The organism is Yimella sp. RIT 621 (genome assembly GCF_004146205.1).
GTDB lineage: Bacteria > Actinomycetota > Actinomycetes > Actinomycetales > Dermatophilaceae > Yimella > Yimella lutea.
The window spans coordinates 76,891-102,886 of the sequence record NZ_SEIP01000011.1 but is presented as its reverse complement, the minus strand read 5'-3'; the positions used below and the strand labels follow the sequence as shown (position 1 = coordinate 102,886).

General features: G+C 66.6%; 27 protein-coding genes. 10 read left to right on the top strand and 17 right to left on the bottom strand.

Annotated features, from left to right (window positions below; genetic code table 11):
- Window positions 1-2 precede the first annotated feature (2 nt).
- Window positions 3-260: an exodeoxyribonuclease VII small subunit gene (locus tag EU513_RS11785; protein WP_129626160.1), complete on the top strand. Its 258-nt coding sequence runs from the start codon at window positions 3-5 to the stop codon at window positions 258-260.
- A gap of 62 nt (window positions 261-322) precedes the next feature.
- Here the strand turns inward: EU513_RS11785 and EU513_RS11780 are convergent, their stop codons facing one another.
- Entirely contained in the window at window positions 323-925 is a 603-nt protein-coding gene (locus EU513_RS11780; RefSeq protein WP_168990259.1) for a DUF4245 domain-containing protein, read from the bottom strand.
- Window positions 926-1,045: 120 nt separating this feature from the next.
- On the opposite strand from EU513_RS11780, the gene glpX reads away from it, so the two are divergent.
- Window positions 1,046-2,035, top strand: a complete 990-nt coding sequence (glpX, locus tag EU513_RS11775) for a class II fructose-bisphosphatase (protein ID WP_129626156.1) — start codon at window positions 1,046-1,048, stop codon at window positions 2,033-2,035.
- A 14-nt stretch (window positions 2,036-2,049) separates the two neighbouring features.
- Window positions 2,050-2,973 carry a carbohydrate kinase gene (locus EU513_RS11770; RefSeq protein WP_129626154.1) on the top strand — a complete coding sequence of 308 codons (924 nt, stop codon included), beginning with the start codon at window positions 2,050-2,052 and terminating at the stop codon, window positions 2,971-2,973.
- A gap of 69 nt (window positions 2,974-3,042) precedes the next feature.
- On the opposite strand, the gene EU513_RS11765 is transcribed toward EU513_RS11770, so the two are convergent.
- The 8 genes from EU513_RS11765 to EU513_RS11735 all read right to left on the bottom strand — a co-directional run bounded on the left by EU513_RS11765 (window position 3,043) and on the right by EU513_RS11735 (window position 10,295).
- Window positions 3,043-3,798 carry an energy-coupling factor ABC transporter ATP-binding protein gene (locus EU513_RS11765; RefSeq protein WP_129626152.1) on the bottom strand — a complete coding sequence of 252 codons (756 nt, stop codon included), beginning with the start codon at window positions 3,796-3,798 and terminating at the stop codon, window positions 3,043-3,045.
- Window positions 3,795-4,556 (bottom strand): cobalt ECF transporter T component CbiQ, encoded by a 762-nt coding sequence (gene cbiQ, locus EU513_RS11760; protein WP_129626150.1) that lies wholly within the window; start codon window positions 4,554-4,556, stop codon window positions 3,795-3,797. Before cbiQ ends, EU513_RS11765 begins: the two co-directional genes overlap by 4 nt.
- Window positions 4,557-4,561: 5 nt before the next feature.
- The gene (locus tag EU513_RS15930) at window positions 4,562-4,921 is read right to left on the bottom strand and encodes a PDGLE domain-containing protein (RefSeq protein ID WP_168990257.1); all 360 of its coding nucleotides are present in this window, start codon (window positions 4,919-4,921) and stop codon (window positions 4,562-4,564) included.
- A complete protein-coding gene (locus EU513_RS11755; protein WP_168990256.1) occupies window positions 4,918-5,610 on the bottom strand; it encodes an energy-coupling factor ABC transporter permease in 693 nt (230 codons plus the stop codon). The genes EU513_RS15930 and EU513_RS11755 overlap by 4 nt, the downstream gene beginning before the upstream one ends.
- Window positions 5,611-5,814: 204 nt before the next feature.
- Window positions 5,815-7,119, bottom strand: a complete 1,305-nt coding sequence (locus tag EU513_RS11750) for an ABC transporter ATP-binding protein (protein ID WP_129626148.1) — start codon at window positions 7,117-7,119, stop codon at window positions 5,815-5,817.
- A 42-nt stretch (window positions 7,120-7,161) separates the two neighbouring features.
- Window positions 7,162-8,025 carry a carbohydrate ABC transporter permease gene (locus tag EU513_RS11745; protein ID WP_129626146.1) on the bottom strand — a complete coding sequence of 288 codons (864 nt, stop codon included), beginning with the start codon at window positions 8,023-8,025 and terminating at the stop codon, window positions 7,162-7,164.
- A gap of 3 nt (window positions 8,026-8,028) precedes the next feature.
- Window positions 8,029-8,979, bottom strand: coding sequence for a carbohydrate ABC transporter permease (locus tag EU513_RS11740; RefSeq protein WP_239702308.1), 951 nt, complete (start codon window positions 8,977-8,979; stop codon window positions 8,029-8,031).
- Window positions 8,976-10,295, bottom strand: coding sequence for an extracellular solute-binding protein (locus EU513_RS11735; protein WP_129626144.1), 1,320 nt, complete (start codon window positions 10,293-10,295; stop codon window positions 8,976-8,978). Before EU513_RS11735 ends, EU513_RS11740 begins: the two co-directional genes overlap by 4 nt.
- A 258-nt stretch (window positions 10,296-10,553) precedes the next feature.
- Here EU513_RS11735 and EU513_RS11730 point away from each other — a divergent pair, with 258 nt between their 5' ends.
- The 4 genes from EU513_RS11730 to EU513_RS11715 are packed head-to-tail and all read left to right on the top strand — an operon-like array spanning window position 10,554 to window position 14,472.
- On the top strand, window positions 10,554-12,239 hold the full coding sequence (locus tag EU513_RS11730; RefSeq protein ID WP_129626142.1) for a fumarate hydratase: 1,686 nt from the start codon (window positions 10,554-10,556) through the stop codon (window positions 12,237-12,239).
- Window position 12,240: 1 nt separating this feature from the next.
- Window positions 12,241-12,732, top strand: a complete 492-nt coding sequence (locus EU513_RS11725) for a carbonic anhydrase (protein WP_129626140.1) — start codon at window positions 12,241-12,243, stop codon at window positions 12,730-12,732.
- Between the two features lie 36 nt (window positions 12,733-12,768).
- The gene (locus EU513_RS11720) at window positions 12,769-13,626 is read left to right on the top strand and encodes a hypothetical protein (RefSeq protein ID WP_129626138.1); all 858 of its coding nucleotides are present in this window, start codon (window positions 12,769-12,771) and stop codon (window positions 13,624-13,626) included.
- Window positions 13,627-13,629: 3 nt separating this feature from the next.
- Complete coding sequence (locus EU513_RS11715; protein ID WP_129626136.1) at window positions 13,630-14,472, top strand: MOSC domain-containing protein; 843 nt, start codon at window positions 13,630-13,632, stop codon at window positions 14,470-14,472.
- Window positions 14,473-14,582: 110 nt separating this feature from the next.
- On the opposite strand, the gene glmM is transcribed toward EU513_RS11715, so the two are convergent.
- Complete coding sequence (gene glmM, locus EU513_RS11710; protein ID WP_129626134.1) at window positions 14,583-15,932, bottom strand: phosphoglucosamine mutase; 1,350 nt, start codon at window positions 15,930-15,932, stop codon at window positions 14,583-14,585.
- Window positions 15,933-16,118: 186 nt separating this feature from the next.
- Between glmM and EU513_RS11705 the strand changes: the two genes are divergently transcribed.
- A complete protein-coding gene (locus EU513_RS11705) occupies window positions 16,119-16,652 on the top strand; it encodes a helix-turn-helix domain-containing protein (protein ID WP_129626132.1) in 534 nt (177 codons plus the stop codon).
- 115 nt (window positions 16,653-16,767) lie between these two features.
- On the opposite strand, the gene rpsI is transcribed toward EU513_RS11705, so the two are convergent.
- The 3 genes from rpsI to truA all read right to left on the bottom strand — a co-directional run bounded on the left by rpsI (window position 16,768) and on the right by truA (window position 18,838).
- A complete protein-coding gene (gene rpsI / locus EU513_RS11700) occupies window positions 16,768-17,274 on the bottom strand; it encodes a 30S ribosomal protein S9 (RefSeq protein WP_129626130.1) in 507 nt (168 codons plus the stop codon).
- 33 nt (window positions 17,275-17,307) lie between these two features.
- Complete coding sequence (gene rplM, locus EU513_RS11695) at window positions 17,308-17,757, bottom strand: 50S ribosomal protein L13 (protein ID WP_129626128.1); 450 nt, start codon at window positions 17,755-17,757, stop codon at window positions 17,308-17,310.
- 250 nt (window positions 17,758-18,007) lie between these two features.
- Window positions 18,008-18,838, bottom strand: coding sequence for a tRNA pseudouridine(38-40) synthase TruA (gene truA, locus EU513_RS11690; protein ID WP_129626126.1), 831 nt, complete (start codon window positions 18,836-18,838; stop codon window positions 18,008-18,010).
- A 238-nt stretch (window positions 18,839-19,076) separates the two neighbouring features.
- Between truA and EU513_RS11685 the strand changes: the two genes are divergently transcribed.
- Both EU513_RS11685 and EU513_RS11680 read left to right on the top strand, forming a co-directional pair.
- A complete protein-coding gene (locus EU513_RS11685; RefSeq protein ID WP_129626124.1) occupies window positions 19,077-20,252 on the top strand; it encodes an MFS transporter in 1,176 nt (391 codons plus the stop codon).
- Window positions 20,253-20,497: 245 nt separating this feature from the next.
- Window positions 20,498-21,865: a M1 family metallopeptidase gene (locus EU513_RS11680; RefSeq protein WP_168990255.1), complete on the top strand. Its 1,368-nt coding sequence runs from the start codon at window positions 20,498-20,500 to the stop codon at window positions 21,863-21,865.
- A gap of 165 nt (window positions 21,866-22,030) precedes the next feature.
- Here the strand turns inward: EU513_RS11680 and EU513_RS11675 are convergent, their stop codons facing one another.
- The 4 genes from EU513_RS11675 to rpsD all read right to left on the bottom strand — a co-directional run bounded on the left by EU513_RS11675 (window position 22,031) and on the right by rpsD (window position 25,989).
- A complete protein-coding gene (locus EU513_RS11675) occupies window positions 22,031-23,557 on the bottom strand; it encodes a serine/threonine-protein kinase (protein ID WP_129626120.1) in 1,527 nt (508 codons plus the stop codon).
- An 87-nt stretch (window positions 23,558-23,644) separates the two neighbouring features.
- Window positions 23,645-24,178: a 50S ribosomal protein L17 gene (gene rplQ / locus EU513_RS11670; RefSeq protein ID WP_129626118.1), complete on the bottom strand. Its 534-nt coding sequence runs from the start codon at window positions 24,176-24,178 to the stop codon at window positions 23,645-23,647.
- Between the two features lie 42 nt (window positions 24,179-24,220).
- Window positions 24,221-25,240: a DNA-directed RNA polymerase subunit alpha gene (locus EU513_RS11665; RefSeq protein ID WP_129626116.1), complete on the bottom strand. Its 1,020-nt coding sequence runs from the start codon at window positions 25,238-25,240 to the stop codon at window positions 24,221-24,223.
- 140 nt (window positions 25,241-25,380) lie between these two features.
- The gene (rpsD, locus tag EU513_RS11660) at window positions 25,381-25,989 is read right to left on the bottom strand and encodes a 30S ribosomal protein S4 (protein ID WP_129626114.1); all 609 of its coding nucleotides are present in this window, start codon (window positions 25,987-25,989) and stop codon (window positions 25,381-25,383) included.
- Window positions 25,990-25,996 lie beyond the last annotated feature (7 nt).

Here is a 25,996-nt window from a genome sequence, read left to right as displayed (position 1 = left end):
GCATGCCCAAGCAGCAACCGAAGACCGAAGCAGCCGCCGCCGGCGACGAGTTCGCCGACGTGAAGGAACTCGGTTACGAAGAGGCGCGGGACGAGCTGGCCCGCATCGTCTCGACGTTGGAGGCCGGCTCGGTGTCGCTCGAGGAGTCGATGCGGCTGTGGGAGCGCGGCGAGGCCTTGGCCAAGCACTGCCACACCTGGCTGGACGACGCGCAGGAGCGGGTGCAGCGGCTCACCGGCGACGAACCCGCTGACGACTGACCTCGCTACATCCGCGGTAAACGAAACCGGTTGCTACCAGGACCGATTGCCGAGGGCGAACCTCAGGACGTCTTGGCCGGCTTCAGCAGCGAGGCGAACTTCTGCAGCTCGGACCACTCGCCACGACCGGTCACGATCGTCGAGAGGCCGTTCAACGGATCCTTGCGCACCAGCGACGACTGCTTGTTGCTCGAGCGGTACAGCTTGGTCCACTCGGCACCATCGACCTGCACGGTGCCTTGCGGTTTGGCGTAGTTGGTCTGGTGCTTCACCCACATCTCGGTGGGTTCGGCCGTCTGCTGGACGGCGATGTACTTGCTGTCGGGCAGGTCGTAGCCGGCCTGCCAGGTCGGTGGCTGGTTCTGGAAACGGATGACCCGGACGTTGGCAGGGATCCACCCCTTCGGCGCCGGCTGCGGGTAGGACACCTGCCACTTCAGCGAGATGTTGGTCTCGCGCGCGATGGCGGCGACGTCGACGCCCTCCCGATCGATCTTGTTCACCCGAGGAATCAGCGCGTTCCAACCGATGACGCCGAGCACGACGACGAGCATCGAGATGATCATGCTCTTTGCGTTACCGCGCATACCCCGTCGCTTCGGTGCCGGCTGCTGCGTGCCGGGCTCCTGCGGGTGCTGCTGCGTGGCGGTTTCGTCGACGGTCACGCCGTCCATCGTCCCTCATCGCGGGCGTGACCGCGCCATCGACTACCCGGATCGGACGGTGGCGCACGCCACATGGCCGATAGGCTCAGCCCAAGCCCCACGCCCGTTCGAAGGAGACCCATGTCCGAACAGCCGTCGATCTCGATCAAACCCGACCGCAACCTCGCGCTCGAACTGGTGCGTGTCACCGAGGCCGCCGCAATGGCCGGCGCACGATTCGTGGGCCGTGGCGACAAGAACACCGCCGACGGCGCTGCCGTCGCAGCCATGCGCGAACTGATCTCCACCGTCGCGATGAACGGCGTGGTCGTGATCGGTGAGGGCGAGAAGGACAACGCGCCGATGCTGTTCAACGGCGAGCGTGTCGGTGACGGCACCGGCCCCGAGGTCGATGTCGCGGTCGACCCGATCGACGGCACCACCCTCACCGCGAAGGGCATGAACAACGCGGTGTCGGTCATGGCGGTCTCCGAGCGCGGTTCGATGTACGACCCCAGCGCGGTCTTCTACATGGACAAGCTCGCGGCGGGCCCGGAAGCGGCCGACGTCGTCGACATCCGCTTGCCGGTCGCCGAGAACATCCGACGGGTCGCCAAGGCCAAGGGAATGAACCGTTCCGACGTCACCGTCGTGATGCTCGACCGCCCGCGCCACGAGGAGCTCGGTCGCCAGGTGCGCGACGCCGGCGCCCGCATCCGCTACATCAGCGACGGCGACGTCGCCGGCTCGATCATGGCCGCCCGCGAGGGCACCGGTATCGACCTGCTGCTCGGTATCGGTGGCACCCCCGAAGGCATCATCAGCGCGTGCGCGATGCGCTGCATGGGTGGCGTCATCCAGGGTCGCCTGTGGCCCGTCGACGACGACGAGAAGCAGCGCGCGATCGATGCCGGTCACGACATCGACGCGGTGCTGTCGACCAACGAACTGGTCAAGAGCGACAACTGCTTCTTCGTCGCCACCGGCATCACCGACGGCGAACTGCTCAAGGGCGTCCACTACGAAGGTGGCGGCGCCACCACGCAGTCGCTGGTGATGCGCTCCACCAGTGGCACCATCCGGATGGTCGAGGCCCGGCACATCGCGGCCAAGGTCGACGACTACCGCTGAGCCGAATCTTGATCATGCGGACGTTGGTGGTCGGCGAGGCGCTCGTGGACGTCGTGCGCCCGGTGAACGGTGAGGTCGCCGAGCATGTCGGTGGGTCGCCGCTGAACGTCGCCATAGGGCTGGCACGGCTCGGGCAACCGGCACAACTGGCCACGTTCATCGGGGACGACGACCGCGGCGCCGCGATCCGCGCGCACCTCGCCGCGGACGACGTCCAGTTGGTGGCCGGCAGCGACGGTGCCGAACGTACGGCCACCGCGCAGGCCGTCCTCGACGAGACGGGTGCGGCGACGTACACGTTCGACATCGACTGGCAGGTGCCGTACGAGCTTCCCGCGGCCGAGCACCTGCACACCGGATCCATCGCGGCCGTACTGCAACCGGGCGCGTCCGCCATCCGCGAGGCGTGTTTCACCCAACGCGCCCACGGCACCATTTCCTACGACCCGAACTGCCGTCCGCAGCTGATGGGCGAGCCGGGCGACGCGCGGTCCGACATCGAGCAGTTGGTCGGGCTCTGCGACGTGGTCAAGGCCAGCGACGAGGATGTGCGCTGGTTGTACGGCGAGGTACCGGTCGAGGAGATCGCGCGCCTGTGGGCGCAGCTCGGTCCGGCCTTGATCGTCGTGACGCGGGGGTCCGACGGTGCGGTCGCCTGCCTGCCGTCCGCCGGCTTCGACGATGCGGTGAAAACCGTTGCCGGCCAGTCGGTTTCGGTGACCGACACGGTCGGTGCGGGCGACTCGTTCATGTCCGGGCTATTGAGCGGCCTGTCGGACGCCGGCTTCCTGGGCAGCCTCGCAGCACGGTCCCGGTTCCAGAAAGCCGGCTGGGACGACGTCCTGCCCGCACTCCAACGTGCAGTCGCGGCGGCATCGATCACGGTGTCCCGTGCCGGAGCCAACCCGCCGACCCGGGCAGACCTCGCAATCGACTGAAATCGGCGTGAGTTTGTCCCTTCGCCTTGCCCGGCGAAGGGCACAAACTCACGCCGATTTGGTTGGGGTTCAGTCGGTGGCGCGCTTGAGGCCACGCACGTCGAACCCGAAGGGCATCTCCAGACGGTGGCGCTTCATCAGATCGTCGTCCGACAGCAGGTCGACGGTGGGACCGTCGGCGGCGATCACGCCGTCCGACAGGATCACCGATCGCTCGCACAGTTGCACCGCGTACGGCAGGTCGTGGGTGACCATCAGCATCGTCACATCGAGCGACCGGACGATCTCGGCGATCTCGCGGCGTGAAGCCGGGTCGAGATTCGAACTCGGTTCGTCCATGACCAGGATCTCCGGCTCCATCGCAAGCACGGTCGCGATGGCGACGCGACGCCGTTGACCGAACGACAGGTGATGCGGCGGACGCCCCGCGAACTGGGCCATACCGACCAGTTCCAGAGCGTGCTCGACCCGCTGCTCGAGTTCGGTTCCGCGCAGCCCCAGGTTGCGCGGTCCGAACGCGACGTCCTCCCCCACCGTCGGCATGAACAACTGGTCGTCGGGGTCCTGGAAGACGATGCCCACGCGGCGCCGGATCTCGAGCAGGTTCTTGTCGTCGACGGGCAGCCCGGAGACAGCCACCGACCCCGCCCCGGCGCGCAGAATCCCGTTGAGCTGCAACACAAGTGTGGTCTTGCCGGCACCGTTGGGACCGAGCAACGCCACCCGCTCGCCACGGTGCACGTGCAGATCGACACCGAACAGCGCCTGGTGGCCGTCCGGATAGGCGAAGGCCAGTCCGCCGACGTTGAGAACAGGTGTGCTCACAGCAGGTGGCTCACGATGGCGACGGTCGCCGCAAGAACCGGGACAGTGAGACCGAGGATCCACGCCCGGGCACTCACGTGTTCTGCTTCGGCGCGCGGCATCCGCCCACCGTACCCACGCGACAACATGGCCAAGTGCACTCGTTCGCCGCGCTCGTAGGAACGGATGAACAAAGCGCCGGCGGTGGACGCAAGCACCGGCCACTGACGCACCGATGTCGCTGTGAATCCTCGGGATTCACGTGCCATCCGCATCCGGCGCAACTGATCGGTCACGACGTCCAGATAGCGCACGGTGAATCCGAGGATCTGCACCAGTTGCTGCGGCAACCGCAACCGGTCCAGGCCGCGGACGACGTCCGGCGCCTCGGTCGTGGCCGCGAACAACAGCGACGCGAGCACGCCGAGCGTCCCTCGGGCCAGTAACGCGAGACCGGCATGCAGGCCGGGTTCGGACACGGTGACCCCGAGCAGCTGCGTCCGCGGACCGGTGGACACGATTGGCATCAGCACCGCAAACACGACGAACGGCACCTCGATCCACATCCGACGCACCAGGGAGGTCACCGGCACCCGCGCGACGGTGATCGCACCGCCCAGCAGCAGAGCGTGGACTCCGAACGCCCACCAGTTGCTCGTGCTGGTCGCAACGACCGACACGACGAACAGCGCCAGCGCCACCAGCTTCACCTGCGGTGCGAGCGCGTGCACCGGCGAGTGACCGTGCCAGTGCAGGGCGTGCCCGTGCGGACCACCCAAAGCGGTCAGTCGTTCTTGCGCGAGCTGCGGCGCAGTAGCCAGATGAGACCGGCCATGATGGCGGCAACGACGATCAGACCGGCCAGACCCGCGAGTCCCCCCGACACTCGCGAGTCGGCCACACCGCTGACCGTGTAGTCGGCGAGCGGTGAGTCTGCAGTCTGATGGTCCTTCGCGGAGTCGGCGAAGCCGAGCGACTCGGCGACGTACTCCAGACCGTCAGGATTGGCGGACGCGTAGAAGGACACGACGCCCGCGAGAAGGATGCTGACGATTGTCCCGACGATCAGGACCGTGCGGGTGGAGACCCGCTTCATGGACGATTCGCTGCGGGGCTCGGCCGTCCGGTCGAGATCGGTGCTCATGCGGCCACCTCCGTGCGGCGGATGACGAGTTCGTTGTCGGCCCGGTAGCGGCGCGCGCCGTACACCAGGTCCGGACGTGCGGCGAGCACGGACGAGACGGCGAGCGTCGTGATCAGCGCCTCACCCAGGCCGATCAGCAGGTGCCAGCCGAGCATCGTGACCGCGAGCTTGCCGAGCGGGATCGGGGCTTCGCCGCCGATGGCGTACAGGCCGGTGAACGCCAGCGCAGCGGCCGGGACGCTCAGCAACGCGGCGACGAACGCGGCGGGTGGCACCATCATCCGCTTCTTGGGTAGAACGGCCTGCAGTCCACGGAAGACCAACCAGCCGGCCCAGACACCGACAATGCCCATCAGCACGACGTTCGTGCCGAGCGCGGTGATGCCGCCGTCAGCGAACAGCAGCGCCTGGACGAGCAGCACGACGGTCAGCGCAAGAGTTGCCGTGTACGGACCGACCAGGATCGCGGCGAGCGCGCCGCCGAGCAGGTGACCCGAGGTGCCCGCGCCGACCGGGAAGTTCAGCATCTGCGCGGCGAACACGAACACCGCGACCAGACCGGCGAGGGGTGCAGCGGCCTCGCTGAGTTCGCGGCGTGCTCCGCGCAGCGCGAGAGCTACGCCGCCGGCGGCGATGACGCCCGTGCCGAGCGACGTCGGTACGTCGAGGAATCCATCGGGTACGTGCATGCGCAGGACCCTACTCCTTGATGCGACCCAGTCGCATATGTTGCCCCCGAATCCCCGCAAACCTACTGGTCCAACGCGAACCACCTCACACACCTAGTGGGTTCGCGCGTTCAGTAGGTTCGCCGAGCTGGGGTGAACGGCAGAAGGTGGACCGGGCAAGGCCCGCCCCGGCGAACCGGGACGGGCCCTTTGGTGTACCTGCGGTCAGGACGCCCGCGAGGAGCCACCGTCCCGATCACGGTCGCCCGCGTGCGCCGGGGTGTTCGAGGACTTCGCCTCGCGCGCCTTCGCACGATCGAGGGCAGCCTTGCGCTGCTGCTCGGAGTCGCGAGCGATCTCGGCCGCCTTGTCGTCGTCGCGGGTCAGGTTGTCGCCGGACTCCGGGTCGAAGACGTGCATCAACGACGGGTCGAAGATCAACTCGGCGTCGTCTCCCTCGAGCACCCGCGAACGGGAGTCGAGGTTGACGATCATCTGGGTGCGCATGCCCTCACCGTCGAGGTCGCGGTCGAGTTCCTCGAGCTTGTCGCGCACCGCGGAGTCGGCCTCGAACGGGATGTAGGCGTACTGCTCGTTGCCCAACCATTCGGTCTGGTCGACGTTCGCGGTGAACGTGACACCGTCGATCTTGTCGCCCAGCGAGGCGTCCTTGATGTGCTCGGGACGCAGACCGACGATCACCAGATCCTTGCCCTTCACCTTGGCCGCAAGATCGCCGTCCACACGGACGTCGACGAACGGCAGGTGCAGGGTGTCGCCGTCGACCCGCGCGGGCAGGAAGTTCATCGGCGGCGAACCGATGAAACCGGCGACGAACAGGTTGATCGGCTGTTCGTACAACTCACGCGGCGATGCGCACTGCTGCAGCACACCCTTCTTCAGCACCGCGACCCGGTCGCCGAGGGTCATCGCCTCGGTCTGGTCGTGGGTGACGTAGATGGTGGTGATGCCGAGGCGGCGCTGCATGCGCGCGATCTCGGTACGCATCTGACCGCGCAGCTTGGCGTCCAGGTTCGACAGCGGCTCGTCGAACAGGAACGCGTCCGCGTCACGGACGATCGCGCGACCCATGGCCACACGCTGCCGCTGACCACCGGACAGGTTGGCCGGCTTGCGCTCGAGGTGCTCGTTGAGCTCCAGCATGTCGGCGGCGGCCTGCACCTTGGACTTGATCTCCTCCTCGCTGTGCTGACCCTTGGCCAGCCGCAGCGGGAAGGCGATGTTCTCCCCCACCGTCAGGTGCGGGTAGAGGGCGTAGTTCTGGAACACCATCGACAGGTTGCGGTCACGCGGCGCGAGGTCGTTGACCCGCTTGCCGTTGATCAGCAGGTCACCGGAGGTGATGTCCTCCAGGCCCACGACCATCCGCAGCAGCGTGGACTTACCGCAACCGGACGGGCCGACGAGGATCATGAACTCGCCGTCCGCGATGTCCAGCGATACGTCGTTCACTGCCGGGAAGCCGTCACCGTACTTCTTGACGATGTTTTTCAGCTCGATGCTTGACATGAAATCTGCCTTTCGAAAACAGGGCGTACGAGATGTGCCCGGTCAGCCCTTGACGGCACCGGAGGTGAGACCCGAGACGATCCGGCGCTGGAACAGCAGCACGAGGATGACGACGGGGATGGTGACGACGACCGCGGCCGCGCAGATGGCGCCCGTCGGCTGTTCGAACTGGCTGGCGCCGGTGAAGAAAGCCAGCGCAGCCGGGACGGTCCTCGCGTTCTCCGAGGTCAGGTTGCTTGAGAACACGAAGTCGTTCCAGGCGGTGAAGAACGCGATGATCGCGGTCGTGAACACACCGGGTGCGGCCAACGGGGCGATGACCTTGGTGAAGGCCTGCCAGCTGGTTGCGCCGTCGACCTGCGCCGCCTGCTCCATCTCCCACGGGATCTGCTGGAAGAAGGCCGACAGCGTCCAGATGGACAACGGCAGGGTCAACGCCAGGTACGGGATGACCAGACCGGGCATTGTGTCGAACAGGCCGATCTGACGCCACAGGTTGAACAGCGGGGTGACCATCGCGATGACCGGGAAGAACGACACCGCGAGCGCCGTGGTGAGGATCAGCTTCTTGCCCGGGAAGTCCAGTCGGGCGATGGCGTACGCACAGAACGTCGCCAGGATCACCGCGATGAAGGTCGCGAGCAGACAGATGATGATCGAGTTCCACAGGGCCGGCTTGAAGAGCTCACCAGCACCGTCGGAGCTGAAGATCAGCCTGTAGTTGTCCCAAGTGGGTTCCTTGGGCCAGAAGTTGCCGAACGTGCTCTTGTCCGGGTTGGTGAGGTCGCCCGGCTTCTTCAGCGAGGTCGCGAAGATCCAGATGATCGGAATGATCGTCCAGATCATCACCGGGATGGAGAAGGCGAACATTCCCCACTTTGCCTTGTTGCTGACGTTGGTTTCCATGGATCAGCTCCTCCCTCCACCGGCCAGGTCGACCTTGAAGCCCTTGACGAAGATGCCCGCGATGATGAGCACGATGATGAACAGGATCACGGCGAGCGCGGAGCCCATGCCGATCTCGACGCGTTCGACCGTTTCCCGGCCGACCAGCATCGACAGCGTCGTGGTCTTGTTCGCACCACCGGTCATCACCACCGGGTTGTCGTAGATACGCACCGCGTCGAGCGTGCGGAAGAGGGTGGCGACCATGATCGCCGCCTTCATGTTCGGCAGGATCACCTTGGTCAGTCGCTGCCACCAGGACGCACCGTCGACCTTCGCGGCCTCCTCCATCGCGCCGTCCACCTGGGCCAGACCGGCCAGCAGGAGCAGCGAAACGAACGGGGTCGTCTTCCAGATCTCCGACAGGCAGATGATGAACAGCGCGCTCCAGCGTCCGCCGAACCAGTCGTAGTTGAGGTCCCAGGCGCCGAAGCTCAGCGTGTGCAGCCAGTGGTTGATGAATCCGGTGTCCGGTTGCGCCGCGTACAACCACGCGAACGCGGAGACAACGGTGATGATCGCGTACGGAATCAGCACGATCGTGCGCAGCGTGCGCCGCGGAAGCACGACCTTGTTCATCAGCAACGCGATCGCGAAACCGAGGATCAACTCGAACACCAGCGTGACGACCACGATGAAGAACGTCGTCATGAACGCCTCCCAGAACAGGCCGTCACCCAGAGCGGTGATGTAGTTCTGCAACCCGACGAACTTGCGTGCGCTCGGGTCGGTGAGGCGGTAGCTGAACAGCGACAGGTAGATCGCGTACGCGATCGGGTAGAGCGTCACCAGCAGCATGATGATGAACGCGGGGCCGGCCAGCTTCCATCCGAGCGACCGCTCACCCTTCGCGCGGTCGGAGAGTCCGCCCTTGCGCTTGCGGGTGTCGGGAGCGGCTTCTGTAGCGGTACTCACAACAGTGCCTTTCCGTTGAGGACCTCGCCGATGTACTTCTGGGTGCTCGCCGGGGTCTGCGGGGTGAGCGCCCCGGGCGGGCTGAACCGCTGCTGCAGCGCCAACGAGATGTCACCCCAGTACTGGGTGAGCGGACGTGGTGCGGCGTTGTCGAGGTTCTCCCGGATCAACTTCGCGATGCCGCCGGGGAAGGCCTTCTCCACGCCTGCGTCGTCGAACACCTTCTTGCGGCTGGCGGGGTTGCCCGACTTGGTCATGTAGATGGTCTGGTTCTCCTGGTTCGTGATGCAGGAGATCGCCTGATAGGCCAGGTCGGCATGCTTGGATTCCTTGCCGACGGCGAGCTGGATGCCGCCGTACGGGGGCTTGGACTCCTCGCCCGCTGAGACGCGCGGGTAGAGCGCGGCACCGACGTCCTTCTTGTCGGTGTTCGCGAGTGCGCCGTAGGTGTAGGGCCAGTTGACCAGGAACCCACCGTTGCGTCCGTCGAACAGACCGAGCGACTCGGTCTCGGTCGACGAACCGATCGCCGGACCGGCCACGCCGGACGTCGCGACCTTGCGGATGATGTCGGCGGCCTTCTTGCCGGCTGCGCTATCGATGCCGAGCTTGAGGTTGTCGTAGGTCTCGCCGGGGTTCTCGACGATCGCGCCGCCGGCACTGGTGATCAGCGCGTTGATCCACACCGCGTAGCCCTCGTAGAGCTTGGCCTGGACGCCGATCTGGGTGTTGGTCTTCTTGGCAGCTTCGATCAGCTGGTCCCAGGTGACCGGCTTGTTCTGCGGGTCGAGTCCGGCCTTCTGAGCGACCGACTTCTTGTACCAGAGCAGCTGGGTGTTGGCCCAGAACGGCACCGACACGAGTTTGTCCTTGTACATCGACGCGTCGACGGACGACTGGACCCGGTCTTGCTTGAACTGCGCCTGCAGGTTGTCGGGCACGGGTGCGTAGTAGTCGGCCGCCGCGAACTCGGTGGCGAACGCCGGGTCGACGCTCATGATGTCCATCGTCTTGTCGCCTGCGGCGAGACGGCGCAGCAACTGCAGTCGCTGGTCACTCGCGTCGTTGGGCAGCAACTGCACCTTGATCTTGTACTTGCCCTTGGATCCGTCCGCGCAACGCTTGGCCAGGTAGGCCTGACCACCCTTCGCGGCCGACGGGTCGGCGTTACCGACGTCGGGGTTGATGTACCAGGTGAGGGTCGGGGTGCCCCCGGCGGAGTCGTCGCTGCCGCACGCAGCGAGCCCCATGCTGGCCACGAGGGCAGTCGCCGCGATGAACGCGGCACTGCGCCGAGGTGGCGTTCGGCCTGTCATGTGATCGCTCCTGTCGTGTCCTTTCGAGTGATCGGCATGTCCTACCACTCGCATGTGACAAATGTCACGACAAACCGACCTTACTGATGGTTGGGTCATTCGGGCCGTATCGCCGGTACCCCGTTTTGTCTCGATCCGGACACGACGACTATCCGACCGGAACCCCGTCGTCGTTCCAGGCGTACGCGCCCGATCCTGCCGCCGGGCATGCCCGGCACCGGAATACGCTGGTCCCGCATCGACGACAAGGAGCAAGCGATGGCCGAATTCGCCTACGAGGACCTGCTGCCCATCGGGCCCGACACCACGACGTACCGCAAACTCTCCGACGAGGCAGTCCGCACCGTCGAGGGCCCCGGCGGCCGAACCTTCCTCGAGGTCGATCCTTCGGCTCTGCAACTGCTTGCGTCCACCGCGATGCACGACATCGCGCACTACCTGCGCCCGGCGCACCTGAGCCAGCTGCGGGGGATCCTGGACGATCCGGACGCGTCCAACAACGACAAGTTCGTGGCACTCGACCTGCTGAAGAACGCGAACATCGCTGCCGCCGGCGTGCTACCGATGTGCCAGGACACCGGTACCGCAATCGTCATGGGCAAGAAGGGATCTCAGGTTCTCGTCGAGGGTGACGCCCCGGACGAGGCGGCGCTCAGCCGCGGTGTGTACGACGCGTACACCAAGCTCAACCTGCGCTACTCACAGATGGCTCCGATCACCACCTGGGAGGAGAAGAACACCGGCTCCAACCTGCCCGCACAGATCGAGTTGTACGCCGACACCCAGGCCGGGCACGAAACGACGTACAAGTTCCTGTTCATGGCCAAGGGCGGAGGCTCGGCGAACAAGTCGTTCCTCTACCAGGAGACCAAGGCGATCCTGAACCCTGACGCGATGCTGAAGTTCCTCGACGAGAAGCTCCGCTCGCTGGGTACGGCCGCGTGCCCGCCGTACCACCTGGCGATCGTCATCGGCGGCACGAGTGCCGAATTCGCTTTGAAGACAGCCAAGTACGCGTCCGCGAAGTACCTGGACGAACTGCCGACCAGTGGCTCGATGACCGCGCACGGCTTCCGCGACACCGAGCTCGAGGAGCGCGTGCTGGAGCTGACCCGCAATTTCGGTATCGGTGCGCAGTTCGGCGGGAAGTACTTCTGCCACGACGTGCGGGTGGTGCGCCTGCCCCGCCACGGCGCCTCGTTGCCCGTCGCGATCGCGGTGTCGTGCTCGGCCGACCGCCAGTGCCTGGGCAAGATCACGCCGGAGGGAGTGTTCATCGAACAGCTCGAAACCGACCCCGCGCGCTTCCTGCCCGAGACCACGCACGAGGAACTCGAGGACAAGGGCTCTGACGATGTCGTCGCGATCGACTTGAACCGACCGATGCCCGAGATCCTGGCCGAGCTGTCAAAGCACCCGGTCAAGACCCGACTGTCGCTCACGGGTCCGCTGGTCGTCGCCCGCGACATCGCCCACGCGAAGATCAAGGAACGCCTGGACGCCGGCGAGGAGATGCCGCAGTACCTCAAGGATCACCCCGTCTACTACGCGGGACCGGCCAAGACCCCCGAGGGCTACGCGTCCGGCTCCTTCGGCCCGACCACAGCCGGCCGCATGGACTCCTATGTCGACCAGTTCCAGGCCGCAGGTGGATCGATGGTGATGCTGGCCAAGGGCAACAGGAGCACGAAGGTCACCGACGCCTGCGACGCGCACGGCGGCTTCTACCTCGGATCGATCGGTGGCCCCGCTGCTCGCCTCGCGCAGGACTGCATCAAGAGCGTCGAGGTCGTCGAGTACGAGGAACTCGGTATGGAGGCGATCTGGAAGATCGAGGTCGAGGACTTCCCCGCGTTCATCGTGGTCGACGACAAGGGCAACGACTTCTTCGCTTCCACCGCGAGGCCGACCGCATTCACCATCACCACACGATTGGGGCTATGACATGGCATTCGACGACCTGCTCGAAGCGAACCGTACGTTCGCAGATGCGTTCTCGCTCAAGGGATTCGACGGCATAGCGAAGGCCGGTGTCGCCGTTGTCACCTGCATGGATTCACGAATCGACCCGCTCGGCATGCTCGGCCTGAAGCCCGGTGACGCGAAGATCTTCCGCAACCCCGGCGGACGCGTCAACGAGCCGGCCCTCGAGGCACTCGTGCTCGCGGTGCACCTGTTGAACGTCAACCGGATCGTCGTCATCCCGCACACCAAGTGCGCGATGGCGGCGCAGACCGAGGACGAACTGCACGCCAAGATCAACGAACTCACCGGCACCGACTCCACCTGGCAGCGATTCCATGTGGTCGACGACCAGCGCAAGGCGCTGCGCACCGACCTGATGAAGGTGCGCAGCCACCCGTTGATCGGCGAGCGCGCCGAGGTGGGCGGGTTCATCTACGACGTCGACACCGGCCTGCTCAAACCGCTCGACTGAAGCCGGCTCAACCCGCACGGGGCGTAGGGTCGGCGCATGAGTTCCGTGATGGCCCGCGCCGCGTACGAGACCCTCGAGCCGTATCACGTGCTCGCCTACTTCAACCCGCACAACGAGGCCGCTCAGCAGTCGCTCGGACTCGACCCGCTCGGCCTCTATTTCGGCGGACGCGCCGCACCGCTCGGACGGTGCACCGCCGCGGTCGTCGCGGCCACGTTCTACAACTTCAATCCGGCATACGTGAACCACGGTTGGAACGCGGCGCTGACCGCCGGCCTGTCCGAGGTGGACGCAGCGCGGACCCGTGCGGTGGATGCATCTCTGCGCGATGCGCTCGGTGACCGCGTCGAGGCTCCCGAACTCAGCGAGATGGTCGGCGCGCTGCGCGTAGCGATCGGCGAAGCGTCCTACGCCGGACGCCCGCTGGCCGCTGCGTGGGCCTTCGCGCCGTGGCCGGACGAGCCGCACCTGCAGTTCTGGCACGCGATCACGATCGCCCGCGAGTACCGCGGCGACGGTCACGTGGCGGCACTCGTCCTCGCCGGTCTCTCCCCCGCTGAGGCGTTGGTCTTCCATGAGGCCCCGCACCCCGACCCCGACCTGCGCCGACGCACCCTCGGGCGCAAGATCTCGCAGAAGACCCGCGGGTGGTCGGACGCCGATTGGGACGGCGCCGCAGAATCGTTGCGCGCCAAGGGAGTTCTTGGCGCCGACGGTGCGATGACCGACGCCGGCGCGAAGCTCTACGACGAGATGGAACGCGAGACCGACCACAGCGCGGCCTCGTTCTGGGCGCACGTACCCGATGCCGCCGGTCTGTTGGACACGGCGAAGCCGTTCGTGAAGGCAGTCATCGACACCGGCTACCTCCCGGGCACCAAGCGGAAGAGCTGATCGATGCGGGTCGTCTCTCTGGCCGTCCACCCCGTCAAGAGCACCGCGATCCGACCGGTCGAGAAGGCGTCCGTCACCCGTGCCGGACTGGCCGGCGACCGCGAGTGGATGGTCGTCAACGACTTCGGCGAGTTGATCTCCGCCCGTGAATTCCCGCCGCTGTTCAGCGTCGTGGCCGACAATGCTGCGACCGGGCTCGCCCAGGTGGCGCTGAGGCTGTCGGCGCCCGGCATCGAGCCGCTCACCGTCGACCTTCCGCACGACGGCGAGGAATGTTCGGTGCGAATGTTCACCCGTCCGCCGATGACCGCGCGGGCCGCCGGTACGCAGGCGGACGCCTGGCTCGACAGCGCCCTCGGCACCCAGGGATTCCATCTGGTGTGGTGCTCGAATCCGACTGCACGACACTTGAACCCGGAGTTCTCACGCCCGGACGACCATGCCGCTTTTCAGGACGGCTACCCGGTCACCCTGCTGTCGACGGCGTCCGTCGCTCGATTGCAGGACTGGGTGACCGAACACGCGGTGGAACGCGGCGAGGATGCTGCGACCATCGGATCCGACCGCTTCCGCTCGAACATCCTGATCGACGGCGTGCCCGAGGCGTTCGCCGAGGACGGCTGGAGCGGCGTCCGTATCGCAGACGTCGACTTCCGGGTCGCGAAACGGGTCGACCGATGCGTGATGACCACGATCGATCCACAGACCTATCGCACGGCGAAGGAACCGATCAGAACCCTTGCGCAGCACCGGCGTTCGGACGGCAAGACCTGGATGGCCGTTGCCCTCATCCCCGACTCCGAAGGCGAGATCTCCCTCGGCGACGAGGTCATCCCCCACACCTGAAAGTCGCACAACCGGCGACTCCACCCGCGCGTTCTACGGACGCAGGAAATCGACTGTCCGCAGTTCTTCGAGGTCAACTCGCCAGAACTGCGGACTTTCAGGTGGTGGCTCTAGAGCGCCAGCTCTGCTTGGACCACCTGCGCCAGACGCGCGGTCACCGACTCGGCAAGCTCAGCGGTCGGGGCCTCGGCCATCACCCGGACGACCGGCTCGGTACCCGAGGGACGCAGGAGCACGCGTCCGTCGGCGCCGAGCTCCGCGCTCGCCTGCGAGATCGCTTCCTGCACAGCGGCATTGCTTCCCACAGCCGCCTTGTCGACGCCCTTGACGTTGATCATGTGCTGCGGCAGGCGGGACATCACGGTGGCAAGTTCGGCCATCGTGCGGCCGGAGGATGCGACCTGCGCCGCCAGCATGAGTCCGGTGAGCACCCCGTCGCCGGTGGTGCCGACATCGGTCAGGATGACGTGGCCGGACTGCTCGCCGCCCAGGTTGTAGCTACTGCGACGCATCTCCTCGAGCACATAACGGTCACCGACCGCGGTCTGCTTGACCGTGATGCCATGCTGTTCCATCGCCTTGTGCAGCCCCAGGTTGCTCATCACGGTGGCCACCAGGGTGTCACCCGCGAGCGCACCGCGCTGCTTCATGCCGACCGCGAGGATCGCCATGATCTGGTCGCCGTCGACCTGGCTGCCGGACGCGTCGACCGCGAGGCAGCGGTCGGCGTCGCCGTCGAAGGCCACGCCGAAGTCGGCACCCGCCTTCACGACGGTCGCCTGGAGCTTGTCCAGGTGGGTGGAGCCGTAGCCGTCGTTGATGTTGAGACCGTCGGGCTCGGCGCCGATGACGGTGACCTTCGCACCTGCGCGGCGGAACGCATCCGGGCCGACCTCGCTGGCCGCACCGTGGGCGGCATCGATGACGACATGCAGCCCGTCGAGCGAGTGCGGCAGCGACGAGAGCAGCCGATCGGTGTAGCGCGCAGCACCTTCGGTGAACGGGCGGACGCGTCCGACGGCGGCACCGGTCGGACGGTCGGGGGTGGCGTCCATCGCCTCTTCGATGCGGTCCTCGACCTCATCAGGCAACTTGTGGCCACCGAGAGCGAAGAACTTGATGCCGTTGTCCGGCATCGCGTTGTGGCTTGCCGAGAGCATGACGCCGAAGTTGGCGCCGAGGTCTGCGGTGAGGAACGCGACGGCGGGCGTCGGCAGAACGCCGACGTCGTACACGTCGACTCCACTGGAGGCCAGGCCGGCGATGACCGCGGCGGAGAGGAACTCACCCGAGGCGCGCGGGTCGCGTCCCACGACCGCGGTCATGCGTTCGCCGCCGCCGGTGATCGTGCGTCCGAAGACCCTGGCTGCTGCCTCGGACAGCCGCAGCGCCTTGTCGGCGTTGATCACCGGGCCGTTGGCCAGTCCTCGTACTCCATCGGTGCCGAACAGACGCGTCACTTACTCACCTAGCTTCGATCGATGCCGGAGCCACGACGGACCCCTTGTTTGACTTGCTCACACTCCCTTGGGCTCGCAGCCCTGAGGCGGAGCATCCGGACGAGTGTACGCCCGACGGCGTCCGGTGCCGCTGATCCGGCCACGGCCGACGCGCTGACCAGGCACGACGGCCTAGGATCGAGGGCGATGTCACAGCCACGCAGGGCCCTCGCCCACCCGTTGCGGTCGCGCATCGTCGCGCACCTGCGCATTGACGGTGCCGCCACCGGAGCCGAGCTGGCCCGCGTCCTGGAGACCAACACCGGCGTCATCAGCTACCACCTGCGCGTGCTCGAGGCGGCCGGCCTGGTCGAGGACACCGGCCTGGGCAACGCCAAGACCCGGGTCTGGGCGATCGCCGACGACGAGGACGACGACGAGTCCTTCAACGACGTCGCGGAGGACGACCCCACCGGGCGCTGGCTCGATCACGACTACGTCGACCATTTCGCCCAGCGGGCGCACCGCTGGATCGACGATCAGGACGCGTGGGCTTCGATCTGGCAGGAGTCGTGCGGCCTGCGCGATGTGCCGGTCCTGGCGACCGAGGAGCAGTTCGTCGCTTATCTGGCCGAGCTGGACGAGCTCAACGAGCGCTACCGACGCATCGGTGCGGGTAGTCCGGGAGCCAAGCGGGTGGCGGTCTTTCTCGCGCCGTATCCCGTCGACCCGCCGCAGTAGCTCGTTGGGCCTTCGGGGCCGGGCCTTCGAGTGGTCGCCTTTTCGGGCAAGACAGAACAGAAGGACGAACGCCCCGTCGCACTGAGCGACGGGGCGTTCGAGGAAAAGCGTCGGATCAACGCTTGGAGTACTGCGGTGCCTTACGGGCCTTCTTGAGACCGGCCTTCTTGCGCTCCGGGACGCGAGCGTCACGGGACAGGAAGCCTGCCTTCTTCAGGGCCGGACGGTTGAGCTCCTCGTCGACACCGTTCAGCGAACGGGCGACACCCAGGCGGACGGCGCCGGCCTGGCCGGAGGGGCCACCGCCGTGGACGCGCACGAGCACGTCGTATGCGCCGTCGAGCTCGAGCAGCGTCAGCGGCTCGTTGACGATCTGCTGGTGCACCTTGTTGGGGAAGTAGGCCTCGAGCGTGCGGCCGTTGATCTTCCACTCGCCCGTTCCCGGGACGATGCGGACGCGGGCCACGGCCTGCTTGCGGCGGCCGGTGGCACCGCCCGGTGCCGAAGCGGACGGGCGGCGGGTCGGCTCGCTCGTCGGGGCCTCGGTGGACTCGCTGGTGTACGAGCTCAGGGTGGGCTCGTCGGCCTCGAGGGCCTCGTTGTCGATCTGCTGGTCAGCCACGATTCTCCTTGAAAACTATGTAACCGGGGGCGCTTACTGCGCGACCTGGTTGATCTCGAACGGAACGGGCTGCTGCGCAGCGTGCGGGTGTTCGGAACCCGTGTAGACCTTCAGCTTGGCCAGCTGGTTGCGGCCGAGCGAGGTGTGGGGCAGCATGCCGCGGACGGCCTTCTCGACGGCCTTCGCCGGGTCCTTGGCCATGAGCTCGGTGTAGGACACCGACTTCAGGCCACCCGGGAAGCCCGAGTGACGGTAAGCGCGCTTCTTCTCCAGCTTCGCACCGGTCAACGCGACCTTGTCGGCGTTGATGATGATGACAAAGTCACCGGTGTCGATGTGCGGAGCAAAGGTCGGCTTGTGCTTGCCGCGCAGCAGCGTCGCGGTCTGGGCCGCGAGGCGGCCGAGAACGACGTCGGTGGCGTCGATGACGTGCCACTTGCGGTCGGCCTGAGCGGCGACGGTCGTGGGCGTGTAGGTACGCACTCGTCTTTCCTTCTGGTCTGTCGGGTGGTCCGCTCGGTGGAGCGGATCGGCCTGCCGCACTGGGCGCAGGCAACTGTTCAATGATAGGGAGCGCACGAGCGTCCACCCAAATCAGGCGATTCCCTTGCGTAGCAACGAAATCAAACCGCTTGGAGCGACGTCCGCACACTGCCGGGCGATCAATTGCACAACTTCTGTGCAAAAAGTCCACTCGGCGGTGGCATCGCCCGCGACCTCGAACCGCGGCTGATCAATCGAGCGTGCGCACCGATCGAGCCTGTTGGGCGCGAGCGGCCAGCTCGGCGTCCGGCGGATAGGCAACTTCTTCGAGGCTGAGGCCGTGCGCCGGCATCACCGCCACACCGGGATCACGGACGGCGGCCGTCAGCACCTGCTCGGGCCAGTCGACAGGGCGCCGCCCCTCCCCGACCGGGACGATCGCACCGACCAGGGCACGCACCATCGAGTGGCAGAAGGCGTCCGCGACGACAGTGCCTTCGAGCACACCGTCAGCAGCGCGCGCCCAGTCGTGGCGCAGCAGCGTCCGGACGGTGGTGGCACCTTCGCGCTTCTTGCAGAAGGCGGCGAAGTCGTTGAGCCCCAACAGTTTCGCGGCTGCTTCGTCCATCGCGTCGAGGTCGAGGGGCGACTTGATCCAGACGGTGTCGCGCCGGCGCAGCGGGTCACGGAACGCGTCGGCGTCGGCGATCCGGTAGAGGTAGCGACGCGAGCTGGCGGAGAAGCGAGCGTCGAAGCCCGGCCGAGCGAGCGACACTGAATGGACGACGACGTCGTCCGGCAGCACTCCGTTGAGACGCGTGACCGCGGCGTCCACCGGGTCGCGGTCCGAGCGCCCGGGCAGTTTGGCCAGCAGTTCTTCGTCGACGTCCAGGTGGCAGACCGAACCGCGCGCGTGCACGCCTGCGTCGGTCCGCCCGGCGACCGTGAGTTTGGGTGCATCGGCGCGCAGGATCGTCGCCCAGGCCTTGGCCAGTTCGTCCTCGACCGTGCGCCGTCCGGGTTGCGCAGCCCAGCCGGAGAAGTCCGTGCCGTCGTAGCCGAAATCCACCCGTAGTCGCACGTCGGCAGCCTAACGACTCGCGGAGCCGGTGGCCGCCCTGAACCGCAAAGGGATGTTTGCAAGTCGTCATGGTGGTTCAGGAGAGCCTCATGCCGATCCGGCTCGCAGAGTTCCTCGGCGATCTCGACACTTCGGGCGCCGTCATGGGACGACCGGCTGGTCAACGGCGCGGCCGAGATCTTGGACGATTGTTCATTTTCCGGCACGTGGTGAAGACAGGCGTGCGACGATGCCGCCCATGGCCGGCCCCCGTCACTCCCACGCCTCCCAGCGTGCTGCGGTGGCGGCGGCGTTCCTGGGGCAGGGGCTGGTCTTCATCTCGCTCACCACCCGGTTGCCGCAGATGCAGAACAAGCTCGAGCTCAGCCCGGGCGACATGTCGGTGCTGCTGCTCGGACTCGTCCTCGCATCCGGCCTCGGCTCGCTGGCCGGCGAGTGGATCGCTCCCCGCCGCGGCAGCGCGCCCGCGCTGCGGGTCGGCTTCGGACTGATGGCACTCACACTCCCGCTGCTCGCGCTGGGTACGAACATGCTCACTGCGGGTCTGTCGATGGCGGCGTACGGGCTCGCGGTCGGGCTCGTCGACGCCGGCAGCAACATGCAGGGCGTCGCCGTCGAGCACGAATACGCGCGCCCGATCATGCCCACCTTCCACGGTGCCTGGACGCTGGGCGGCATCCTCGGAACATTGGGCGCCCTTGCGACACATACGATTTCGTTCGAACTGGCGGCGCTCGGACTCGCTGTCATCCCTGCGGCGCTGGTGTTCGCTCCGTACCTGAAGGTGGGCGGACCGATCGTCCCGATCGGCGAGAAGAAGGGCGAGAGCAGAACGTCCGTACCGTGGCGTCGCATCCTGCTGGTCGGTGCCGCAATGGTGCTGTTCTACATGGCCGACACCGCCGTCACCGCCTGGGGACCGACGTACCTCGACAAGCAGTTCGCCGCGTCGGCGGCGATGGTCTCGATCGCCACGCTCCCCTATCTGATCGCCTCCTTGCTCGGACGCGGTGCCGGCGACCATTTGGCCCACCGTTTCGGCGCCGTGCCGCTCGTCAGCGCCGCAGCCGTGCTCGGCGCGATCGGACTCACGACGGTCGTCTTCGCACCGGCGGGCTGGGTCGCGATGCTGGGGTTCACGGTGATGGGTCTCGGTATCTCGGTCATCGCGCCGCTGTCGTACTCCGCCGCGGCGTCCATCGCCCGGGAATCACTGACCAATCCTGATCCCGCCATGGTGCGCGCCGAGGTCGACGCGATCATCGCGCGGTTCAACCAGTTCAACTACGTCGGCGCACTCCTCGGCGCCGTGATGACCGGGGCCGTGGGCAACGACAACCTGTGCCTCGGATTCGCGGTGCCGATGGTGCTCGTGCTGGCGATCCTGCCGCTGGCCAAGGCTTTTCGAACCTGAGTGTCGGCAGCGGCGTCTACCCTGAGGACCGTTCCGAATCCTGGGGGAAAGCAATGGACGTACGCCGGCGCAGCCATCGAGCCACCCGACTGCTCGCACTCGCCCTCGCCGGGTCGCTCCTTGCCGGGTGCAACGGGATCGACACGTCGGTGACCCCGGCGCCCACGTCGAGCGGCACGTCCGAACCGAGCGGCCCGGACACATCGACGTCCGGCGATCGGCCGTCGGAACCGAACCTTCCTCCCGTGCCCGACAAGCCCTCGGATCTGTCTGCGGCACAGTCGAACCCGGTCGAGGACAGTTACTACCCACACCGCGGTGAGCCCTACCTCGACACTCTCCACTACGACCTCGCGCTCGACTGGAAGCCCAGCACGAAGACGCTCACCGGCAAAGCGAAGATCACCTTCCGGGTCACCGAGCAGCGCACCGACGTCCAGTTCGACCTCGGTTCCCCGCTCACCGTCAACGCGACCACTCTCGACGGAAAACCGGTCACCTCGAGCCGCGGCGACAGCGTCCTCAAGATTGCGACCGGCACGCTCGACAAGGGCAGCCGCCACGAACTCGTGGTCGACTACTCCGGCACCCCGGCGCCCGTCCCCGCACCGTCCGAACGCAGCGACCAGGACGAAGGGCTCGGCTTCACCGTGTCGCCCGACGGCACCGCCTGGACGATGCAGGAGCCGTTCGGGGCGTTCACCTGGTACCCGGTCAATGACCAGCCGGCCGACAAGGCGTTCTACGACGCGACACTCACTGCTCACGAGGGCACGAAGGGCGTGTTCAACGGTCGCCCCGGCCCGGAGAAGGTCACCGGCGAGACCAGCGTGCGCAGGTTCCACCTCGATCAGCCGGCATCGTCCTATCTGACCACTGTGGCCTTCGGTGAGTACGCGCTGCTCACCGACAAGGGTCCTCGCGATCTGCCGCTGTTCTACTGGTACCGCCCCGATCGCTCCGACCGAACGCGTGTCGTCGACGGTCTGAAGAAGTCGCCCGAGATCCTGACCTGGCTGGAGAAGTACCTCGGGCCCTACCCGTTCGCGACCGGCGGCTCGCTGATGGTGCCGTCGGATTCGGCGATGGAGACCCAGACGATGAACACGATGGGCGACAGCACCGCGAATCAGCGCGAATACTTCCTGCCCACCCTCGCCCACGAGTACGCACACCAGTGGGTCGGTGACGTCATCTCCCCGGTCGACTGGCGTGACGTGTGGCTGAACGAGGGTCTGGCTCTCTTCCTCCAGGCGAAGTACGAGGACCACGCCGGCTTCTCGCCGTACGAGATGACCATGAGTGGTTACCGGTCGATGGAACCCGGTCTGCGCCGTCAGTCCGGCCCTCCCGGCAAGTACGACAAGGACGACTTCGCAGCCTCCAACGTCTACGTGTGCGGGGCCGTGATGTACGACCGCATGGCCACCGCCTACGGCGACAAGTTCTGGGCGGCGCTGAAGACCTGGCCGTCGGTCAAGAAGTACGGCAACGTCACCCGCGACGACCTCATCAAGCACTTCAGTGACAAGATCGGCGTCGATCTGAAGACCTGGATCACGACGTGGTTGGAGAGCGAGACGACGCCGACACAAGAGCCGCCGGCCGCCTGACAGACGGGTGCGGATCCACGGTGGTCCAGTAGGTGCGGACCCACGGTGGTCGAGTAGGCGCGGATCCACGGTGGTCGAGTAGGTGCGGATCCACGGTGGTCGAGTAGGTGCGGAGCGTTAGCGGAGTGCCGCGATCGAGACCACGCCACCTCGACGGGGAAGCGCTCAGAACGGGGCGGCTGCGATCCAGTCGTACAGCTCGGAGTAGCTCAGTGAGCCATCCTTCGTGCCCACCTGGATGTGGATGTCCTTCTTGTCAGCAGCGTTGTACCGCACCAGGATCCAGCTGCCCGCCACCGGATCGTTGAGGTGGTAGGTACGCAGCTTCGTGCCGTGCGCGACGACCGGGAGCGGTGGGACGCCGTCGACCATCGCGTCCTGTGCGCGTTGCCCGTCCCCCGGCTTGTAGACCACCAGATCGACATCGATCACCGGCTTGCTCGGTCCCTGCTGCCGCACCGCGCAGATGAACCGGTACGAGCTCTGCACCTTACGGAACGACTTATCCTCGTCGTTCGGCGAACACAGCATGTTCTGGTAGCCCTCGGCCGACGGTGACTGTGGGAAAAGGTTCGGCCACATCGCCAGCACCGGAGCACCCTTGCGCCACAGATCGTCCTCGGTGGGCTTCGTGCTGGTCGAAGCGGTCGTGCGAGTGGCGGTGGTCGTGCCGATCACCATCCGTTTCTGGTCCGCGTCCGCCCCCAGCACCTGCCACAGTCCGACTCCGCCGACCCCGAGGAGCGCAGCAACACCGACGGCCGGCAGGAGCATCCGATTCCGCTTCGTCGCAGCAGGCACGGCAGGGGCCGCCAGGCTCGTCCGGAAGTGCTGCATCAACTGCGCACAGTTGTCGTATCGATCAGCAGCGCGTTTGCTCATCGCCCGCTGCAGTGCGACGGCCGCGGCCTTCGGAATGTCGGGACGCTCGACGTCCGCCGAAGGTATCGGGGCGTTCAGGTGACCCATGATCGCCGTCCGCGCCGGGCCGGGGTACGGGCCGTGGCCGGTCAGCAGTGCGAACACGGTGCACGCCAGGGAGTACTGGTCGGAGCGCCCGTCGGTCGGATCACCGGCGAGTTGTTCCGGGGACGCGTACGCCGCGGTCGCCCGGACGCCGTCCAGGCTGCCGGTGATGTCGACCGGCGCGGTGGAATCCTCGCCGGGCGAAGCACCGCCCACGTCCGCTGCCTGTTCCAACCGGGCGATGCCGAAGTCGGTGATCAGCGCACGTTCGGACTGCCCGTGCTCGGCGCGGGCAAGCATGATGTTGGCAGGCTTCACGTCGCGATGCACCACACCGCGGCAGTGTGCAGCGTCCAGTGCTTCGGCGATCTGCGTCCCGATGTGCACCACACGACCCAGCGGCAGCGGACCGTCGCTGCGCAGCAGGCTGTCGGCGTCCACCCCGTCGATGAGTTGCATGGAGATCCACGGGTGGCCGTCCTCGATGCCGCGATCGAGCACTCCGACGATGTTCGGGTGGTCCAGCCGCGCGATGGTCTCGGCCTCGCGCTCGAAGCGGGCAGCGGCACCCTGGTCGGTGGCGTCCGCCGTCAGTAACTTCAGCGCCACCTGGCGTGGCAGGCGCGGATGATCGACCGCGTACACCGCGCCCATGCCACCGGCGCCCAGACGTCGTTGCACCCGGAAGCCGGCGAAGATCTCCCCCTGCCGGAGCGTCCTGCCCATGACGCAGGACCCTAGTTGCAGATTCGGCAGATGCGAACCGGCGCCGCTCCCTCTCGGGAACGACGCCGGTCACGCGTGCGTGAGGACTCAGGCCTCCTGCTGGACCTTTTCGCCATCGGCCGGCTCGGAGCCGGCCGCAGCGTCCTCGGTGTCGCCCAGGGGCGCGGGAGCGGTCGCCTCGTCAGCAGCCTCCGCGTCCTTGGCGGAACGCTTGGTGGCAGCCTCGGCCTCGGCGACGACAGCGCGCTTCGGCTTGGCGTTGACGGGCTCGCGGACGAGCTCGATCACGGCCATCGGAGCGTTGTCGCCCTTGCGCGGGGCGATCTTGGTGATGCGGGTGTAACCACCCTGACGGTCGGTCATGTCCGGCGCGATCTCGACGAAGAGACGGTGGACGACACCCTTGTCACGAATGACGGTCATCACGCGACGACGGGCGTGCAGGTCACCGCGCTTGGCGAAGGTGATCAGACGCTCGGCCAGCGGACGAAGGCGCTTGGCCTTGGCCTCGGTGGTGGTGATCCGGTCGTGCTCGAACAGCGACTGCGCCAGGTTGGCGAGGATGAGCCGCTCGTGCGCGGGACCGCCACCGATGCGGGGGCCCTTGGTAGGGGTAGGCATGATTTCTCCTGTTGGTCTTTGCTACGCGAAAAGCGTTGCGGCTCAGTACTGCTCGTCCTCGGCGAAGCTGATCTCGTCAGCGTCGTCCTCGTAACGGTCGGCAATCGCGCTCGCGTCGAACCCGGGCGGGCTGTCCTTGAGCTGAAGGCCCATCTCGTGCAGCTTGTCCTTGACCTCGACGATCGACTTCGTACCGAAGTTGCGGATGTCGAGAAGGTCGGCCTCACTGCGTCCCACGAGCTCACCCACGGTGTGGATGCCCTCGCGCTTGAGACAGTTGTACGAGCGGACGGTGAGGTCGAGGTCCTCGATCGGCAGTGCCATGTCGGCGGCCAGCGCGGCGTCGGTGGCCGACGGACCCATGTCGATGCCCTCGGCCTCGACGTTGAGCTCGCGAGCCAGACCGAACAGCTCGACCAGCGTCTTACCGGCCGACGCCATCGCGTCGCGGGGAGCCATCGAGTTCTTGGTCTCGACATCGACGATCAGCTTGTCGAAGTCGGTGCGCTGCTCGACACGGGTGGCTTCCACCTTGTAGGTGACGGCCAGCACCGGCGAGTAGATCGAGTCGACCGGGATGCGACCGATCTCCTGGTCTGCGGACTTGTTCTGGTTGGCCGAGACGTAGCCGCGACCGCGCTCGACGGTCAGCTCCATCTCGATCTTGCCCTTGTCGTTCAGGGTGGCGATCACCAGGTCGGGGTTGTGCACCTCGACACCGGCCGGCGGCGCGATGTCCGCCGCGGTGACGACGCCCGGGCCCTGCTTGCGCAGGTACATGACGACCGGCTCGTCGTGCTCGGAGGAGACGACCAGACCCTTGATGTTCAGGATGATCTCGGTGACATCCTCCTTGACCCCGGGGATCGTGGAGAACTCGTGCTGCACACCGTCGATGCGCAGGCTGGTGACCGAGGCACCCGGGATGCTCGAGAGCAGGGTGCGACGAAGGGAGTTGCCGAGGGTGTAACCGAAGCCCGGCTCGAGCGGCTCGATGACGAACCGGGAGCGGTTCTCGGAGACAACTTCCTCCGAGAGGACGGGACGCTGTGCGATGAGCACGTTGTTTCCTTTCCACAGGCGACCGCTATTTGACGCCTGACGAAACCTGATCGGGCTCTGTCCCCCGGATCAGGGTTGTGCCGTGAAGAGCGACCGATTCCCGGGTTCGCTTGCAGGACAAGCGAACCCGGGAAGTCGAATCAGTTCTTCGAGTAGAGCTCCACGATGAGCTGCTCGGTGAGCGGCACGTCGATCTGCTCGCGGGTCGGCAGCTGGTGGATCAGCACCTGCAGGCTGCCCGGGACGACGTGCATCCACGCCGGGATCGGACGGTCGCCGACGGTCTCGCGGGCCAGCTGCAGCGGGAACTTCTCGCGCGACTTCTCACGGACGGTGATGATGTCGTACTGCTCCACGCGGTAGCTCGGGACGTCGACGCGCACGCCGTTGACCTCGAAGTGACCGTGGCTGACCAGCTGGCGGGCCGCACGACGGGTGCGGGCCAGACCGGCGCGGTAGATCACGTTGTCGAGGCGCGACTCGAGGATGATGAGCAGGTTCTCACCGGTCTTGCCGGAGCGGCGAGCCGCTTCCTTGTAGTACCGGACGAACTGCTTCTCCATGACGCCGTAGGCGAAGCGAGCCTTCTGCTTCTCCTGCAGCTGGGTCAGGTATTCCTTCTCCTGCACCCGACCGCGGCCGTGCTGGCCGGGCGGGAAGGGGCGCATCTCGAAGTTCTTGTCGCCGCCGACGAGGTCGGTCTTGAGGCGACGCGACTTCTTGGTGATGGGACCGGTGTAACGGGCCATGTCATTT